Genomic DNA, 15379 nt, shown 5'->3' with positions numbered 1-15379 from the left:
CTTTGGCACGACCCACGAGCGAGGCATCCAGTGTACGATTTCATCATCATCGGCGGCGGCATCCTTGGCATGTCTACCGCCATGCAGCTGATCAAGACGTATCCCGATCACAGGATGCTACTGGTCGAAAAGGAAGCCGGACCGGCACAACATCAGACAGGACACAACAGCGGCGTCATCCACGCTGGGGTGTACTATTCACCAGGCAGCCTCAAGGCACGCTTCTGCCAGGAAGGTAATCGAGCCACCAAGGCATTTTGCGATGCCCACGACATCGCTTATGAGGAATGCGGCAAGCTGCTGGTCGCCACCAACGATATCGAGATGCAGCGCATGCAGGCGCTATGGGAGCGTACCGAGGCCAATGGCCTTGAGCGTAGCTGGCTGAGTGCTGGCGAGTTGCAAGAGCGTGAGCCCAACATCACGGGGGTGGGGGGTATTTTTGTGCCTTCCAGCGGCATTGTCAGTTTCGCCGGGGTCACCGCCGCCATGGGCCGGGAGTTCGAGGCCGCAGGTGGCGAAATTCGCTATTGCACATCAGTGAACGGGCTGGAGGAACGCGATGGCGAGGTAGTGGTCAAGACGAATGCAGGCGATTTCACCAGCCGTCACCTGGTGTCCTGCTCGGGTCTGATGGCCGACCGCGTGGTCCGCATGCTGGGCATGGAGCCGGATTTTACGATTTGTCCATTCCGTGGCGAGTACTACTTGTTGCCACCCGCGCACAACCGGATCGTCAACCACTTGATCTACCCGATTCCAGACCCCTCTATGCCGTTCCTCGGCGTGCACCTGACACGCATGATCGACGGCACGGTTACGGTTGGACCCAACGCTGTGCTGGCCTGGAAGCGCGAGGGCTACAAGAAACGTGAGATTTCACTGTCCGATACCGCATCGATGTTGACCAACCCCGGTGTGCTCAAGGTGCTCAAGGCCAACCTGCGCCCCGGACTGATCGAACTGAAGAATTCGGTGTACAAGAAAGGCTATCTGGAAGAAGTACGAAAGTACTGCCCGAGCCTGTCGCTGGAAGATCTACAGCCTCACCCGGCTGGCGTGCGGGCACAGGCGATATCCCGCGAGGGCAAGATGATCGATGACTTTCTTTTCGTCGAGACCCGACGCACCATCAATGTCTGCAATGCGCCTTCCCCTGCCGCCACGTCAGCCATTCCCATCGGGGCGCATATCGTCGAAAAGATCAAGGCACAGCTCGACGGCTGACCGTCGATCCAGCACCTATCTCATCGAAGCAGCGATCAACCGGCTCGCTCTCGAGCGGGCCAGATCCTATCCTTTGCAGTGTTCAATTGTGGCGTTCACTCCCCCGTGCGCATCATGTCGTGCGCTCGATGACCATCGCGATGCCCTGCCCCACACCGATGCACATGGTCACCAGTGCATATCGCCCTTCACTGGCTTCCAGTTGTCGCAGCGCGGTCAGCACCAGACGAGCTCCCGAGGCGCCCAACGGATGTCCAATGGCGATGGCGCCGCCATTGGGGTTGAGGCGGCTGTCGTCGGGCGATATTTTCAACTGCTGAACGCAGCCCAGCACCTGGACGGCAAAGGCCTCGTTGATTTCGATCAGATCCATCTGATTCAGGCTCAAGCCGGCGCGCGCCAGCGCCTTCTGGCTGGCCGGCACTGGCCCCAGCCCCATGACACGAGGCGCCACACCCGCCACGGCTCCCGATACAATGCGACCGCGTGGCTTCACGCCGGCTTTTTCACCCATGGACAGGCTGCCGACAATCATCGCCGCCGCACCATCGTTGATGCCCGAGGCATTACCGGCCGAGACCACGCCATCCTCGAAGAGCGGAGGCAACCGGCCAAGTTTCTCGGCACTGGTTCCCAGGCGCGGGTGCTCGTCCTGATCGAACAACAGCGGCGGTTTCTTGCGCCCCTGGTTCACTTCAACGATCAACAGTTCTTCCTCGTAGAAGCCTCGCTCCAGCGCCCGGGCATAGCGCGACTGGGAGAGCGCCGCGTATTCGTCGGCGGCCTCGCGGCCAATGGCCAGGTCTCGGGCCACATTGTCGGCGGTTTCCGGCATGCTGTGATTGCCGTACTGCTGACCGATCCACGGGTTGGGGAAGCGCGCGCCAATCACCGAATCGTAAAGCGCCTGATTGCGCGCATAGGCCGACTCGGCCTTGCCGAGTACATAGGGCGCACGGCTCATGCTCTCGACACCACCGGCCAGAAACAGCTCGCCTTCCCCTCCTCGAGTCGCACGGGCGGCGTCGAGAATCGCGGCCAGGCCACTGCCGCACAACCGATTGACGGTCTGCCCGGCGGTCTCGACCGGCAGACCGGCCAGCAACGCGGCATGGCGCGCCACGTTTCGCGCATCTTCACCGGCCTGGTTGGTGCAACCCACCAGGACATCCTCGTAGGCCTCGGCGGAAAACGCCGAACGCTCGACCAGGTGTTTCAGCGTCAGGCTCATCAGGTTGTCGGGACGCACCCCGGCCAGGGAGCCACCGTGGCGACCAAAGGGGGTACGAATGCCGTCGTAGAGATAGGCGTCATGCATGGTGAGATTCCGTGTTGGATGACGAGTCACTGAGACGTCGCGAGATGGGAAGCGACGGAGCTCGATAGGGTCAGCCCCTGGCTGGTGAGCGGCAGCCCCAGGCGTGCCCGACGACGTAACCAGGAGCTCGGCCGATAGCGCGGGTCGCCGGTGGCGGCTTGCAGGTTTTCCAGGATCGTCAGGATGCGTCGAGCCCCATAGTGCTCGCCCATGGCCAGCGGGCCCCGGGGGTAGCCCAGGCCCAGCTCGACGGCGCGATCGAGGATCACCGGCTCGGCAATGCCCTGTTGGGCAATGTCGGCACCGACGTTGACGATGCAGGCCACCACGCGCTGCAGTACGAAACCGCCACTGTCCCGGATCGCGCTGACCGGCGTGCCATCCGCGGCCAGCAAGGCGTGGGCGGCATCATGCACATCGCGCCGCGTTGCCGGGTTGCTCATCAGGCAACGTCGTGTCTGGAGCCCGGCCAGCATGTCGATGGCCACGCAACGGGCGGGATCCAGTTGCTGGCGCAGCGCGCTGTCGGTGGCGTCTTCCCCGTATGGCGTCAGCAGGCACAACGCCGCCTCGCTCGGGCCGGCGCCTCGTTCCAGCGGCCAGCCGGCGGCTTCGACCAGTTGGCTCAGCAGCCGCCTTGCCTCGGCGTCATCGCCACTGATCCACACCGGCATCGGCGAGGCCGACGGGACCGCGGGTTCCTCGGACTCCTGGCGCTGGCCCCGGGCGTAACGGTAGAAGCCTTCGCCACTCTTGCGACCCAGCAGTCCCGCCACCAGGCGTTGTCGGGCCAGCGCCGACGGGCGGTAGCGCGGTTCCTGATAGTACTGGTGGTAGACCGACTCCATCACCGCGTTCGAAACATCCAGCCCGATGAGGTCGAACAGGGCGAAGGCGCCCATGCGAAAGCCGCCCTGATCGGTCAGCAGTCGATCGATGGTCTCGGGGTCGGCGACGCCCTCGCCCAGGAGGCGCAGCGCTTCGGTGCCGAAGGCACGGCCGGCATGGTTGACCAGAAAGCCGGGGGTATCGGTGGTGCGGGCGGTAAAGTGGCCAAAGCGCTTCCCCAGGGCCTCGGTGGCTTCCACCACCCATGCGGCCGTGCGCATCCCGGGGATCACCTCGACGATCTTCATCAGCGGCACGGGGTTGAAGAAGTGGAAGCCGATCACTCGCTCCGGCCGTTCACAGGCCGAAGCGACTTCGGAAACCGACAGGGACGAGGTATTGGTCGCCAGAATCGCATGCGGCGCGATAACGTCCTCCAGTTGACGAAACAGTTGCTGCTTGGCGTCAACCCGCTCGGCAATGGCTTCGATCACCAGGTCGCAGTCGGCCATGTCGGCCAGCTCGGGGGCCTCTTCAAGCCGCTCGCCTAGCGTCTCGGCATGCGCCTGGTCAAAACGCCGCTTCTCGACACCGCGAGCCCACAAGGCGCCGATGAAATTCTTGGCCTCGCCGACCGCGCCCTCGCGAGAGTCATTCAGCTTGACGCGCCCCCCGGCTTCCGCCGCGACCTGGGCGATGCCTCGTCCCATGGCGCCGGTACCGACGATGCCGATGATGTTGATGGAATCCTTCATGCCTGGCCTCCTTCAGCGCTGGCAAGATTCTGCGAGGATGAAACCGATACGGGAGAAACCGACGCGACGGTCCGGTGTGTTTGTTCAGTCATCAAAACCCGGCTCCCGACAACGCTCGAAAACTCGGCCCGCCCAGATGCGCGGGATACCCGAAGGCCTGAATGCCCAGCACGTCGATGTCGCTATCGCGATGGACCAGGCCTGCCGTCGAGATCTGCAAGGCCGCCTGTTGCCAGGCATGGTCGAGCGTGCGGCATGCCTCGGCCCCTTGCCCCTCGGCACGCTCGATAGCATCGGCCGACTCGGTAGCCAGCCAGGGCGAGAGGTCCCAGCCATTGGCCAACCAGGCGGCCGCCTGGGCCTCGGCATCGTCGTTCAGGGCGTGCTTCAATGCCGTATCGAGCGCCGATATCACGCTCCGCCCTCGCGTCACCACGACCTGGCGCTTGAGTCGCCGGAGGGTATTCGCCAATACCTGGACGTGCGTGGCATGGTCCGTGCGGTCGACCAGCTCGCAGACCCGCGGCTCGGCCGCATGGGGCGGCAGTACCAGGGCGATGTCACTGTCGCTGCGCCACTGGGCATCCGGGGCGGCCACGTCGATCCACAACGGCACTTGCGACATGACACCGCGTAGCCGTCGATAGCGGTCGATACCGATATCCGGAGCGACCAGGCACGCCTGAACCGAGTAGCACGAGGCGTCATCCGCCTCCGGGTCGACCAGTGCCACCCCGGCTTTCTCGGCGAGGGGGGCCAGTGTCCCGAATAACGGGTGATGACCGATCAGACCCAGCGTGGTCAGACTTTCGTTCGTCTTCGTGCCCGGCACCTTGTGGGTGTCGCGAATGGCGAAGAAGTGATGGATCATGCCGGCGCGCTGGGGCGAGTCCATGCATTGCCGGAACAGCTCGCGCTCGTAGGCGATGCCATCGGCAAACGACCGCTGCGTTGCTGCCTCGACGGCTTCCACGCAGCGAAACGGTGAGAACAAATAAGGCACATCGCGGCGCAGTTGCCGGCGATACCGTGCCAGCACATCCTGTGCATGAACGGGGGACGACAGCTCGCTGGTCAAGCGCGGCGAGATCTCGCCCGCCAGCCATTGCTCGGCGGCCAGGCGCGCCACGGCCTGCGGGTCCTCTGCCGCCACCACCTCATCCACGATGCCGTGGCGTCGGGCTTCACCGGCGTCGACAAAGCGTCCGCTGGTCATCATGTCCAGCGCCATGTCGATACCGGTCAGCCGGGGCAACCGCTGGGTGCCGCCGGCTCCCGGCAACAGACCCAGCTTGACCTCGGGCAGTCCGACTCGAGTGCCTTCGAGGGCGATACGCCAATGGCAGCCCAGGGCCACCTCCAGCCCACCGCCCAGTGCAGTGCCGTGGAGCACGGCGATGATGGGCTTGTGGCTGGCTTCCAGGGTGGTGATCACGCTGGCCAGCAATGGTGGCTGTGGCGGCTTGCCAAACTCGCGGATATCGGCTCCCGCGATGAAAGTGCGACCAGCCGCCACCATCACGATGACATCGACCGCATGATCTTCCAGGGCCTGCTGCAGGGCCTCGAGCAACCCTTGGCGAACCACCTGGCCAAGTGCATTGACCGGCGGGTTATTGATAAAGATCCTGCCGCTACGCCCCTCTCGGGTGTATTGGACCGGCGCGGCGCCGAGGCTTTCGGACGTTGACATGGGCGTTTCCTGACTATCGAGTCGAGTGGATCGGGGCGAACATGATGGGCTAGTGCAGACCACGCTTTCTCACGCCCCCCGGCAACAACGCCATGCCATAGCCCATCCCCAGCACCACGAGACCCAGCAGATCACTGAGTCGCTCGGGATAGATCAACAACGCCGCCGCCAGCAGCAACACCAGGCGAAGCGCACGGCCAATGGGCCCGACCGCGTACAGGTAGCCTTCCATCACCGACGCCAGCAGCCAGATCGCCACGATGGCGGTCATCGCCGACAGGATGATGTGGAGTAGCTCCCCTTGCAGGATCAATGACGGGTTGAGCACGAAGAGAAACGGCAGGACGAAAAGAATGCTGCCAAGCCGCAAGGCCTTGAAGCCGGTGCGCATATTGTCGGCCCCGGCCACGCCCGCCGCCGTGATGGCGGCCAGCGCCACAGGAGGCGTGATGTAGGACAGCATGCCCCAGTACAGGATGAACAGGTGGCTGCCCAGCGGATTGAGTCCCGCTTCGACGAGGGCCGGTGCCAGCAGAATCGACAGGAAGATGTAGCAGGCACTGACCGTCATGCCCATGCCCAGAATAAAGCTGGTAATGGCGCCGGCGATGAGCATCAGCGGTATGCTGTCGCCCGCATATAGCAGGAGCTCGCGCGAAAAGGCGCCTGCCACCCCGGTATACGAGAGCCCGCCGACCACCAGGCCGATCCCGGCCAGTACGGCCACCAGGTTACCGATACCCTTGGAGAGTTCCAGCAGGAAGGAGAGCCACTTGTCGAGCCCCATCCTGCCCTCGCGACGAAACATGGCCGTCACCAGCAGTACCAGCGTCGCGTAGTATGGCGCGTGCGATTCGAGACGCATGACCAGCAGCATGTAGATCAGCACACCCAGGCTCAGAAGATACGGCCAGCCGGATTTCAGCGTCTGCCAGAGCGGCGGCACCTCGTCGCTGCGCATACCGACGAGCTTCTTGCGCGCGGCATAATGATCGACTTGCAGCAACAGGGCCAGATAGAACATGATCGCCGGCAGTAGTGCCGCCACCATCACCTCGGCATAGGTGACCCCCAGAAACGATGCCATGATGAACGCCACCGCTCCCATCACCGGTGGCATCAGCGTACCGCCCGTGGATGAACAGGCCTCGACCGCCGCGGCATACTCCGCTGGATAGCCCGAACGCTTCATGGCCGGGATGGTCATGCTGCCGGTGGTCAGAATGTTCGAGACAGCACTGCCCGACAGGCTGCCCATGAAGGCGCTGGAAATTACCGCGACCTTGGCAGGCCCGCCACGGCTGCGGCCCAGCAGGGCAGTGGCAAAGCGCATGAAGAAGTCACCGCCCCCCGTCAGCGTCAGGGCAATGCCGAACACCACAAAGCCGATGACCAGGTTGGCCACCACCTGCATGGGGATACCGATGATGCTTTCGGCCCCCATCACGTGGGAGCGAATGGTTTCCCCGAGCGTAAAACTGTTACTCCAGAGAAACCCGGGCATATGTCCGGCATAAAGCGGGTAGGTGCCGAACACGAATGCCACGACGAAGACTGCCCAGCCACCACAGCGCCTGACCCCTTCGAGCACCAGCAGCAACAGCACCGTCGAGATTACCGTTGCCTGAAGCGGTGCAAAGTACTCCCAACCTTCCTGGGACATTCGCATGCCGTTGAGCCCGAGGTAGAAGGCACTGACCAACGCCATAGCCGACAGCAGCCAGTCATACCAGGGAAGCCGCCCCTTGTCCCTGGGGTGTACGGGGAAGCACAGAAAGGCCGCTGCCAGAAAGATGCCGACCAGGTAATAAAGAAAGGAGTTCCCCAGGGGGTAAAAACCCAGGATGCGTAATGCGAAGGCCTGATTGATGGCCAAGGCGAGCCCCACGCCCCCTAGAGCGATAACGAACCAACGAGCCGGTCCGGCCAATCGGTTATCGGAAGATGCCTGCATGAGAGAATATCTCCTAAATGCCGGGTAAAAGCCTTGCCAGACTAGCCTGAGTGAAGCCAACACGCTCTCCGCTCGGCATGACGGATAGCCACCGAAATGCGTCCCCTCAACAACTCTCATGGGCAAGACTCGACATCGCTTCTTGTCAGGGCCTGGCGCTTTTCACTTATCTTTTCGATGGTTCAAAAGTCGAGGGGAAACACCCTAGATACGGCCTGACAGAAACAAGCGTTTCCGGGTATATCAGTGCACTATAAAACCATTTCTTCGTGACAAACCGAGGGCATGTCATCCCATGACCTCGGTATTTCCCCACTTTGCGATTTAGGCGTTTTATTTCCCCCTTCACTTGCTCAAGGCCGCCTGACGTTTCTCTTTCCATAACGCCTTGAACGCTTCTTCATCCATCCCCTCTCCTTCCTCTAGGGTAGTGCTCCAGGCATTCTTCAAGGTCTCCAGGCGAGCCACTCGCGCGTCATTCCACTCCTGCATCTCGTCGGTCCAGATGCCCTTTTCCTCCAGGTAACGAATGGCACCATCGTGGAAGGGAATATCGATCGGCGGCGTACCGGCATCGGAAACCCTCCAACGCTGGATGGCCGCAGTGGCATCCTTGTAGAGGTCATAGTTTTCATCGAGCGCCTTGATCACCTCATAGACCTCATCCTCGCTCTTGTCGGCCGTGGCAACGATGATCGGATAACGGTAGGCCAGCATGTTGGCCGGTGAGGATTCGGAAAGACCAGCGCCGATGGTTTCCTTGAAGGGCTGAAAAACCGGGGCGACTTCATTCATCCGTTTCCAGCCTTCCTCGTCGTCGGCCGGAATGTCCACCCAGTGGATGCCGCGCGGCGACTCGGCCAGTTCATACAACTGGCTCGCGGTGGTCGTGGTGCAGGTTGCATCGGCACGATCCTCCACAAGGGAGCTCATCGATGCCTTGTGAGTCGGAAACATGACGATATCGACATCACTGCGGTCCAGACCCGCAAACGCCAGGATGGCATCGCACTTGACCTGAACGGAGGGATTGCCCGCGGTATAGGCGACGCGCTTGCCTTTCAGATCCTCGAGCGTCTCGATATCGGCATCGGCGGCCGTGGGCACCCCGAAGGTAGAAGGACGTCCCGCAACAGCACGCAAGTCCTGAGGCCCCCAGCGGCGTTCCGAGAAGTCATATACGCCCTCGGAGGCGAAGAAACTCTCGGTTGCCAGGAAGGCATAGTCCGCCCGGCCCGATACCAGCGGCTGAAGTCGACCGATGGCCGAACCGGAGGGCTGAATACGTATACGGGTGCCCGAAGCCTTGCCAAAGGCGTCGGCGATCGCGGATGCCTCGGAATGACCTTGAGAGCCGACATCGTAGGCGGTCCAGATCATGGTATCCGGCAGAGACGCCGCCTGAGCACCACTGATACTCATTCCAGTAGCCAAGGCCACGGTCAGGAGTCTTTTCGAAAGTGTCTTGCACATCATGGCTGCTTCCTCTTTATCGTTGTTACGGGATGATATTTTACAAGGCAATTATCAGCGTGAATTTCATTATTGGTATTCTAGGCTTGCGTTCTTCACCGAAACTTTCTTGCCGCGGGGCTTCTCTCTTCGCACATGCTTGTCGGATGCTTCGACACGTTCCATCAAACGCTCCTCCGGACAACCAGGTGCCATGAGACGGCGCCTCAACCACCTGACCCAGAGGGCAATACGCCGGCCTTTCTCAACCTTTCCGCTTCCGCGCCCTGAATCCCCAGTTCCTCGAGAATATCGTTGGTATGCTGCGAAAAACGTGGTGGTGGGCGACGGTAGTCCGCCGGCGTTCGCCCCATCTTGATGGGCGATCCGGTACCTTGGTAATCGCCCATGCGTACGATCATCTGACGATGCTCGGTATGCGGATGCGCCAGTACCTGTGAGGTTTCCTGAACCGGTCCACTGGGCACGCCACGGCGAATCAATCGCTCTGCCAGCGCCTGACCATCCTGGTTTGCCATGGCGGCTTCCAGCTCATCCTTCAGTTCCTCTCGATGGGCCCGACGATCCACATTGTCGATGAAACGCGGATCGTCCTTCAGGGCAGGACAGTCGAGCTCCTCACACAGCCTGGCGAACTGGGTATTGTTGCCTACCGCCAGAAAGAGTGGATCGGTGCCCGTCCGGAAGACCGAGTAAGGCACGATATTGGGGTGGGCATTACCGGTTCGCCGTGGCTCGGGACCACCATAGAACACATTGGGAAAATGCGGATGCATCAACGATAGACCGGCATCGTAAAGCGATGCCTCGACGAACTGTCCCTCACCACTGCGCTGCCGATCGTGCAGCGCCAGACTGATGCCGATCACGGCGTTAAGGCCCGTCACCAGATCGACGACGGGCAGGCCGATACGCAGCGGGTCACCGCCCTCTTCCCCGTTGACACTCATCAATCCCGCCATGGCCTGGATCACCGCGTCGTAACCCGGCAGGCCGCCGAGGGGGCCATCCGCGCCGAAGCCACTAATCCGGCAATGCACCAGTCGGGGAAAGCGTTCGTGCAGAACGTCATACCCCAGCCCCCACTTTTCCAGTGTGCCTGGTTTGAAGTTCTCCACCAGCACATCGGCATCGGCCAACAGCCGCGTAAGCAGTTCGCGCCCCTCCTCCTGTCGAAGATCCAGGGCCATACCACGCTTGTTGCGGTTGAGGCCATGGAAGTATGAGGCGGCTTCGTCTTCGGCAAACGGCGGGCCCCACCCCCGCGTCTCGTCGCCGGCCGGAGGTTCGATCTTGATCACATCCGCACCGTAGTCACCCAGCATCTGGGTGCAGTACGGCCCACCCAGGACCCGACTCAGATCGATCACTCGAATACCGCTCAAGGCATTATTTTGTTCCATGCCCCCTCCTTCGGTTACAGGCGTTTTGCGCTTTCGCGGCTAATCGGCGTTTCGGCCAGCAACGCTTCCATCAACGTCGATTCTTCGGCCGGCGACGCCAGCGGATCCTGGGCGGCTAGTCGATAGCGCAGCACCATCCTGGCCAGTACCAGGCGCCGCCAGTCATCTCCCAGTTGGGCCGCTTCCCAGGCCATGAACACCGCAGACGCCAGATGGTAGAGGCCGGAGGCAACACGCCGGGTTTCCAGTTCATCGTCGCGCTCACCGCTGGTGACGTCTTCGGCAACGTTTCTCAGTCGCGTCAAGGCGGTGTCGAACGCCTGGCGCTCTTCCCGAGTGAGATCAATGGTGTCCAGGCAGCGCTGCAGGTAGTCGCACAACACCGGCAGGGTACCTTCACGGCGGATCGAACGAAGGACGTCGAGCGCGACGATGTTGCTGGTACCTTCCCAGATGGACCCCAGGTGAGCATCACGCAGGACTCGGGCATCCGACCATTCCTCGATATAGCCACAGCCACCACGCACTTCCATGCCATCACCAGCCACTCGGCGCGCATCTCGGGTCGAGCGGAACTTGATCAAGGGGGTCAAGATACGCAGCAGCTTGGCGGCTTCGGCATCACCGCCATCGGCGCGTCGCAGGCAGTCGGCGGTATGCAGCATGATGCTTCGTGCTTGTTCTGTCGGCAGCATCATCTTGCACAACTGCCGGCGCATCAGCGGCATATCAATCAGGTGACGCCCGAAGGCCATGCGGTTGCGGGCGATGAACAGCGATTCATTGAGCGCTCTGCGCATGAGTCCGGCCGAACGCACGCCGTTGGATAGACGCGACATGTTGATCATGTCGGTCATGTGCTTGAAGCCCTTGCCATGTTCTCCGATGACATAGGCTTCGGCGCCTTCCAACGTGATCTCGCCACTGGCCATGGAGCGCGTGCCCAACTTATCCTTGAGGCGCAGGATGCGATAGCGGTTGAGGCTGCCATCCTCCAGACGCCGCGGGAGCAGAAAGAGCGTCAGGCCACGTGTGCCGGATTCGGCGTTTTCCGGGCGCGCCAGCACCATGGCCAGATCCGCATCCGGATTGGAACAGAACCACTTGTCGCCATACAGGCGCCACACCCCATCCTCGCAGCGCGCCTCGGTGGTCACCGCCCCGACATCCGAGCCGGCATCCTGCTCAGTCATGAACATCGCGCCTTGGTACTGGTAGTCGCTGTCCTGAGAGGTCAGTCGGTCGAGATAGCGATCAATCAGTTCCTGGGAGCCGAACTTGCGCAGCGTACGCGTCAGGGAATCGGTCATGCTGAGCGGACAGCACAACCCGAACTCCGCCTGTACATAGAGAAAGGTCAAGCCATACTTGACGACGGGCGGCATCGATTCGGGCCAGTCCAGCACACCACCACGGTGCGACATGGCCTGAAGTCCGAAGTGCGAGTAGGCATAGTACTCCAGGCGGCGATAGGAAGGGTGCTTCTTGACCAGGGGCGCATCGGCGCCATTTCGCGCTCTAAGCTGTAACGTTGGCGGATTCTTGTCGGCATCCAGCGCCAGGCTCTCGAGTTCGTCGCCCGCCAGCTCGCCCATTTTCTCAAACCAGGGTTCGACGTGGGAGCGCACCGGTGATGGCAGGTAAACGTCCAGCAAACGAGAAAACCCAGGGTCGCTATGATAAGCGTTATGCCCCCAGTTATCGGGAATGTTGCGATGAATGGCGTTAGACACGTGGCAAGTTCCTCTTCAGCGATACAGCTTACTGACACCTTAGGCAGCCAATTGGCGCGTCTCCAATACTCTTTCAGGATGCTTCGATACGATTTACTGTATCGTCTTGGGGTACTCCTTGTGGGAACAGGCTGATGGCACTGACATTTCGTCAACTCCGATACTTTCTGATCTTGTCCGATGAACTACATTTCGGGCGGGCGGCTCAGCGGCTGCATATTTCACAACCGCCCCTGAGCGCAAGCCTGCGACAGTTGGAGGAGGAGCTAGGTACCCGGTTACTGGACCGCAACAGCAAACAGGTGAAGCTGACCCCGGCAGGCGAGATCTTCCAGCGTCAGACCCGACGCCTGCTGGAGCAGTTGGAAGACTCGAGGCAATTGGTAAAACGCGCTGCTTCGAGCCCTTCGGGCCTGCTGAAGGTGGGATTCACGCCTGCGATGATATTTCGTTGTCTACCGCGTGCACTGCACCTCTTGCAGGAGCAGCAGCCAGGCATCGACATCAAATTGATAGAGAAGAACTCGGCAAGCCAGGTCGAGGCGGTCGGTGAAGGACAATTGGATATCGGCTTCATTCACTCCATGCCGCTGCCCGAGAAGCTGACCTCACTGATGATCGCCGATGAGCCTTTCCTTTGCTGCCTGCCGGTGCACCATCACATGGCCCGGCGCACTCGGCTTTCGCTCAACGATCTACGCAATGAGCCCATGGTCATGTTTGGCCGTGACCTGGCACCTCATTACTACGACCGTATTCTCAGCCTGTTTCGTGTCGCCGACATCGAGCCCCGCATTTATCATGAGGTCTCCCATTGGCTGACCATCGTCGCGCTCGTGGCACGCGACATGGGAGTGGCACTGGTGCCCCGCTCGCTTGCGAAGACAGGGTTTTCCAGCGTCGTATTCATTCCGCTGGACGATGCCCGTACGCAACACCAGTCGCATTGCATCTGGTCGCCTGACATCGGAAACCCTGGCAGGGACCTCCTGATCGACTGTGTACGCACGTCCCTGCAGAGTGAGTCCGCTCTTTAGCATCACCTGTTTGATGAAGGATCCATATCGCCACCGCCAGCGTAGCAACCTGGACGGCATTCACTCCGGAACGCGTGTCACACGCCCGACCGGGTCTGTGTTATTCCGTCGCCTGCCGCTGACTGAGCACGCCCACCAGCGCCGACAGGGACAACACGATCACATAGGCGCCGTAACCATAGACGGTGGGCTCCAGCCCGAAGCGTTGTGTGGCGATACCGGCCATCAGGGCCGGCAAGCTGGCGGAGAGGTAGCTGGCCACGTACAGCACCGCCATCAACGAGGCACGCTCGCCCTGCGGCGCCAGGGACATGATGGCCCGCATGGCGCCCATGAAGCCGGCGCCAAAACCCGGGCCTGCCACGGTAATGCCGGCCAGCAGTATCAGGATGTCGTGACGCACCACGCCCCACAGCACGATGGCCATGCCCAACGGCAACAGCACGCCGGATAGCACCAGTATCCATCGGGTATTCTGCCGCTGCAGGCACCAGACCCCGAGCGCGCCCATCACGGCCAGAAGGCACACCAGGAGACCGCCGATCATGGCGTTGTCGATGCCCGAAACCTGCCTGGCCAGCACCGGTCCCAGCGAGAGGCTGAAACCGCCGAGCGACCAGGACGCGATACAGGCAGGAATCACACGCAGGAAGGTAGGACGCACCGACGCCGGGATGCGCGCCGTCGGTTTCAGTGACGCCAGCGCCCCAGGGCGAGGAGAGACGCTCTCCTGCGTCCCCCTCATGCCGATCAGTTGCCAGACAAAGAGACCGGTCATCAGCAGGAACCCCAGCCGCATGGGGTAAGGCGCCAGGTCGACCAGAAAACCGGAGCACAGCGCACCGAGTCCCATGCCGACGAGCGGCGCGACACTAGCCAGGATGGGGCCGCGCCGGTGGTCGGTATCGATGAGGGCGGCCCCCAACGCACTGGTCGCTATGCCGGTGGCCAGGCCCTGCAGCGCACGAGCCAACAGCAGTACGCCGAAATCCTGCGCCACCAGAAATGCGAGCATGGAAACCAGCTCGATCGACAGGCCTAGCAGGATGACCGGGCGACGCCCCAGGTATTCGGAGAGTCTTCCGGTCATCAGCAACGCCAGCAGTAACGCGAACATATAGATCGCGAAGGCCAGGGTCAGCATGGGCGTGGAGAAGTGCCAACTGGCCTGATAGAGCGGATAAAGCGGCGTCGGCACGCCGGAGGCCGCCAGAAAGGCAACCACCACCAGGGTATAGAAGCGCAACTGGTGCGCCGGAGCGGTGTTCCCCGCCGTCGTGTCGACTGCCGTGGCCATGGAGGCTCCTTAAAGCAAATAATTTGCGATATACTGAAAGCCTAGAGACAAGAACGCGTTAAAGCAAATATTTTGCGTTAGAGGAATTATGGTCGAGAAACCAGCGGTGAGACCGGGCGGACGCAGCGCCCGGGTACAGCGCGCCGTGCATGAGGCGGTGAAAACGCTGGACGAGGAAGTGCCACGGGACAAACTGTCCGTTCCGCTGGTGGCCGAACGAGCGGGCGTGACGCCCTCCACGATTTATCGTCGCTGGGGGAGCCTGAAAGAGCTGCTGGCCGACGTGGCCGCCGAACGGCTCCAGCCTGATGCCCCGGTGGCAGACACCGGCTCGCTGGAAGGCGATCTGATGGCCTGGGCCGGGGAGTACATGGAGGAAATGACCTCCACCCCCGGTCAACAGATGCTGGCCGATACCCTGGGCAGCACCAGCCTGGAACAGCGCCAGCGTTGCCTGAAGGCCCAGCAGCACCAACTGCAGTTGATATTGTCCCGCGCCGAGGCTCGGGGAGAGACGCCACTGCCTACGGTCGAGCACTTGCTGGACGGCATCATGGCACCACTGACCTACCGCCTCTCCTATGCACCACAATCACTCTCCAACGCCAACCTAGCGCAATGGATCGCCGCAACGCTGCGCTGATCACGATGTCATCATCGA

11 protein-coding genes are annotated in these 15379 nt (G+C 61.7%); 3 read left to right on the top strand and 8 right to left on the bottom strand.

Translation table 11 applies throughout. The features are described 5' to 3' along the window. The first annotated feature begins 30 nt into the window (after positions 1 to 30). On the top strand, positions 31 to 1227 hold the full coding sequence (lhgO, locus tag RSO41_RS14590; protein ID WP_315619889.1) for an L-2-hydroxyglutarate oxidase: 1197 nt from the start codon (positions 31 to 33) through the stop codon (positions 1225 to 1227). Between the two features lie 112 nt (positions 1228 to 1339). On the opposite strand, the gene RSO41_RS14585 is transcribed toward lhgO, so the two are convergent. The 7 genes from RSO41_RS14585 to RSO41_RS14555 all read right to left on the bottom strand — a co-directional run bounded on the left by RSO41_RS14585 (position 1340) and on the right by RSO41_RS14555 (position 12384). Beyond that, positions 1340 to 2545 carry a 3-oxoadipyl-CoA thiolase gene (locus tag RSO41_RS14585; protein WP_315619888.1) on the bottom strand — a complete coding sequence of 402 codons (1206 nt, stop codon included), beginning with the start codon at positions 2543 to 2545 and terminating at the stop codon, positions 1340 to 1342. A gap of 26 nt (positions 2546 to 2571) precedes the next feature. Further along, positions 2572 to 4128 carry a 3-hydroxyacyl-CoA dehydrogenase gene (locus RSO41_RS14580; RefSeq protein WP_315619887.1) on the bottom strand — a complete coding sequence of 519 codons (1557 nt, stop codon included), beginning with the start codon at positions 4126 to 4128 and terminating at the stop codon, positions 2572 to 2574. Between the two features lie 91 nt (positions 4129 to 4219). Next, positions 4220 to 5821 carry an enoyl-CoA hydratase/isomerase family protein gene (locus RSO41_RS14575; protein WP_315619886.1) on the bottom strand — a complete coding sequence of 534 codons (1602 nt, stop codon included), beginning with the start codon at positions 5819 to 5821 and terminating at the stop codon, positions 4220 to 4222. A 49-nt stretch (positions 5822 to 5870) separates the two neighbouring features. After that, complete coding sequence (locus RSO41_RS14570; RefSeq protein ID WP_315619885.1) at positions 5871 to 7775, bottom strand: TRAP transporter permease; 1905 nt, start codon at positions 7773 to 7775, stop codon at positions 5871 to 5873. Positions 7776 to 8120: 345 nt separating this feature from the next. Further along, positions 8121 to 9248: a TAXI family TRAP transporter solute-binding subunit gene (locus RSO41_RS14565; protein WP_315619914.1), complete on the bottom strand. Its 1128-nt coding sequence runs from the start codon at positions 9246 to 9248 to the stop codon at positions 8121 to 8123. A gap of 206 nt (positions 9249 to 9454) precedes the next feature. Further along, positions 9455 to 10651, bottom strand: a complete 1197-nt coding sequence (locus RSO41_RS14560) for a CoA transferase (RefSeq protein WP_315619884.1) — start codon at positions 10649 to 10651, stop codon at positions 9455 to 9457. A 14-nt stretch (positions 10652 to 10665) separates the two neighbouring features. Then, positions 10666 to 12384 carry an acyl-CoA dehydrogenase family protein gene (locus tag RSO41_RS14555; protein WP_315619883.1) on the bottom strand — a complete coding sequence of 573 codons (1719 nt, stop codon included), beginning with the start codon at positions 12382 to 12384 and terminating at the stop codon, positions 10666 to 10668. Positions 12385 to 12518: 134 nt separating this feature from the next. Between RSO41_RS14555 and RSO41_RS14550 the strand changes: the two genes are divergently transcribed. Beyond that, entirely contained in the window at positions 12519 to 13421 is a 903-nt protein-coding gene (locus tag RSO41_RS14550; protein WP_315619882.1) for a LysR family transcriptional regulator, read from the top strand. A 100-nt stretch (positions 13422 to 13521) separates the two neighbouring features. Here RSO41_RS14550 and RSO41_RS14545 read toward each other — a convergent pair whose 3' ends face one another. Continuing rightward, entirely contained in the window at positions 13522 to 14718 is a 1197-nt protein-coding gene (locus tag RSO41_RS14545) for an MFS transporter (RefSeq protein WP_315619881.1), read from the bottom strand. Positions 14719 to 14806: 88 nt separating this feature from the next. Between RSO41_RS14545 and RSO41_RS14540 the strand changes: the two genes are divergently transcribed. Continuing rightward, entirely contained in the window at positions 14807 to 15361 is a 555-nt protein-coding gene (locus RSO41_RS14540; RefSeq protein ID WP_315619880.1) for a TetR/AcrR family transcriptional regulator, read from the top strand. Positions 15362 to 15379: the final 18 nt, after the last annotated feature.

Source organism: Halomonas sp. I1, from assembly GCF_032334135.1.
GTDB lineage: Bacteria > Pseudomonadota > Gammaproteobacteria > Pseudomonadales > Halomonadaceae > Halomonas.
The sequence above is the reverse complement of the archived record's forward strand: the minus strand, read 5'-3'. Positions and strand labels throughout refer to the sequence as shown.

What these genes read in the sequence shown, in the direction of transcription:
- RSO41_RS14585 (WP_315619888.1), bottom strand. Translation starts at nt 2,545, where the DNA reads ATGCATGACGCCTATCTCTACGACGGCATTCGTACCCCCTTTGGTCGC.
- RSO41_RS14580 (WP_315619887.1), bottom strand. Translation starts at nt 4,128, where the DNA reads ATGAAGGATTCCATCAACATCATCGGCATCGTCGGTACCGGCGCCATG.
- RSO41_RS14575 (WP_315619886.1), bottom strand. Translation starts at nt 5,821, where the DNA reads ATGTCAACGTCCGAAAGCCTCGGCGCCGCGCCGGTCCAATACACCCGA.
- RSO41_RS14570 (WP_315619885.1), bottom strand. Translation starts at nt 7,775, where the DNA reads ATGCAGGCATCTTCCGATAACCGATTGGCCGGACCGGCTCGTTGGTTC.
- RSO41_RS14565 (WP_315619914.1), bottom strand. Translation starts at nt 9,248, where the DNA reads ATGTGCAAGACACTTTCGAAAAGACTCCTGACCGTGGCCTTGGCTACT.
- RSO41_RS14560 (WP_315619884.1), bottom strand. Translation starts at nt 10,651, where the DNA reads ATGGAACAAAATAATGCCTTGAGCGGTATTCGAGTGATCGATCTGAGT.
- RSO41_RS14550 (WP_315619882.1), top strand. Translation starts at nt 12,519, where the DNA reads ATGGCACTGACATTTCGTCAACTCCGATACTTTCTGATCTTGTCCGAT.
- RSO41_RS14545 (WP_315619881.1), bottom strand. Translation starts at nt 14,718, where the DNA reads ATGGCCACGGCAGTCGACACGACGGCGGGGAACACCGCTCCGGCGCAC.
- RSO41_RS14540 (WP_315619880.1), top strand. Translation starts at nt 14,807, where the DNA reads ATGGTCGAGAAACCAGCGGTGAGACCGGGCGGACGCAGCGCCCGGGTA.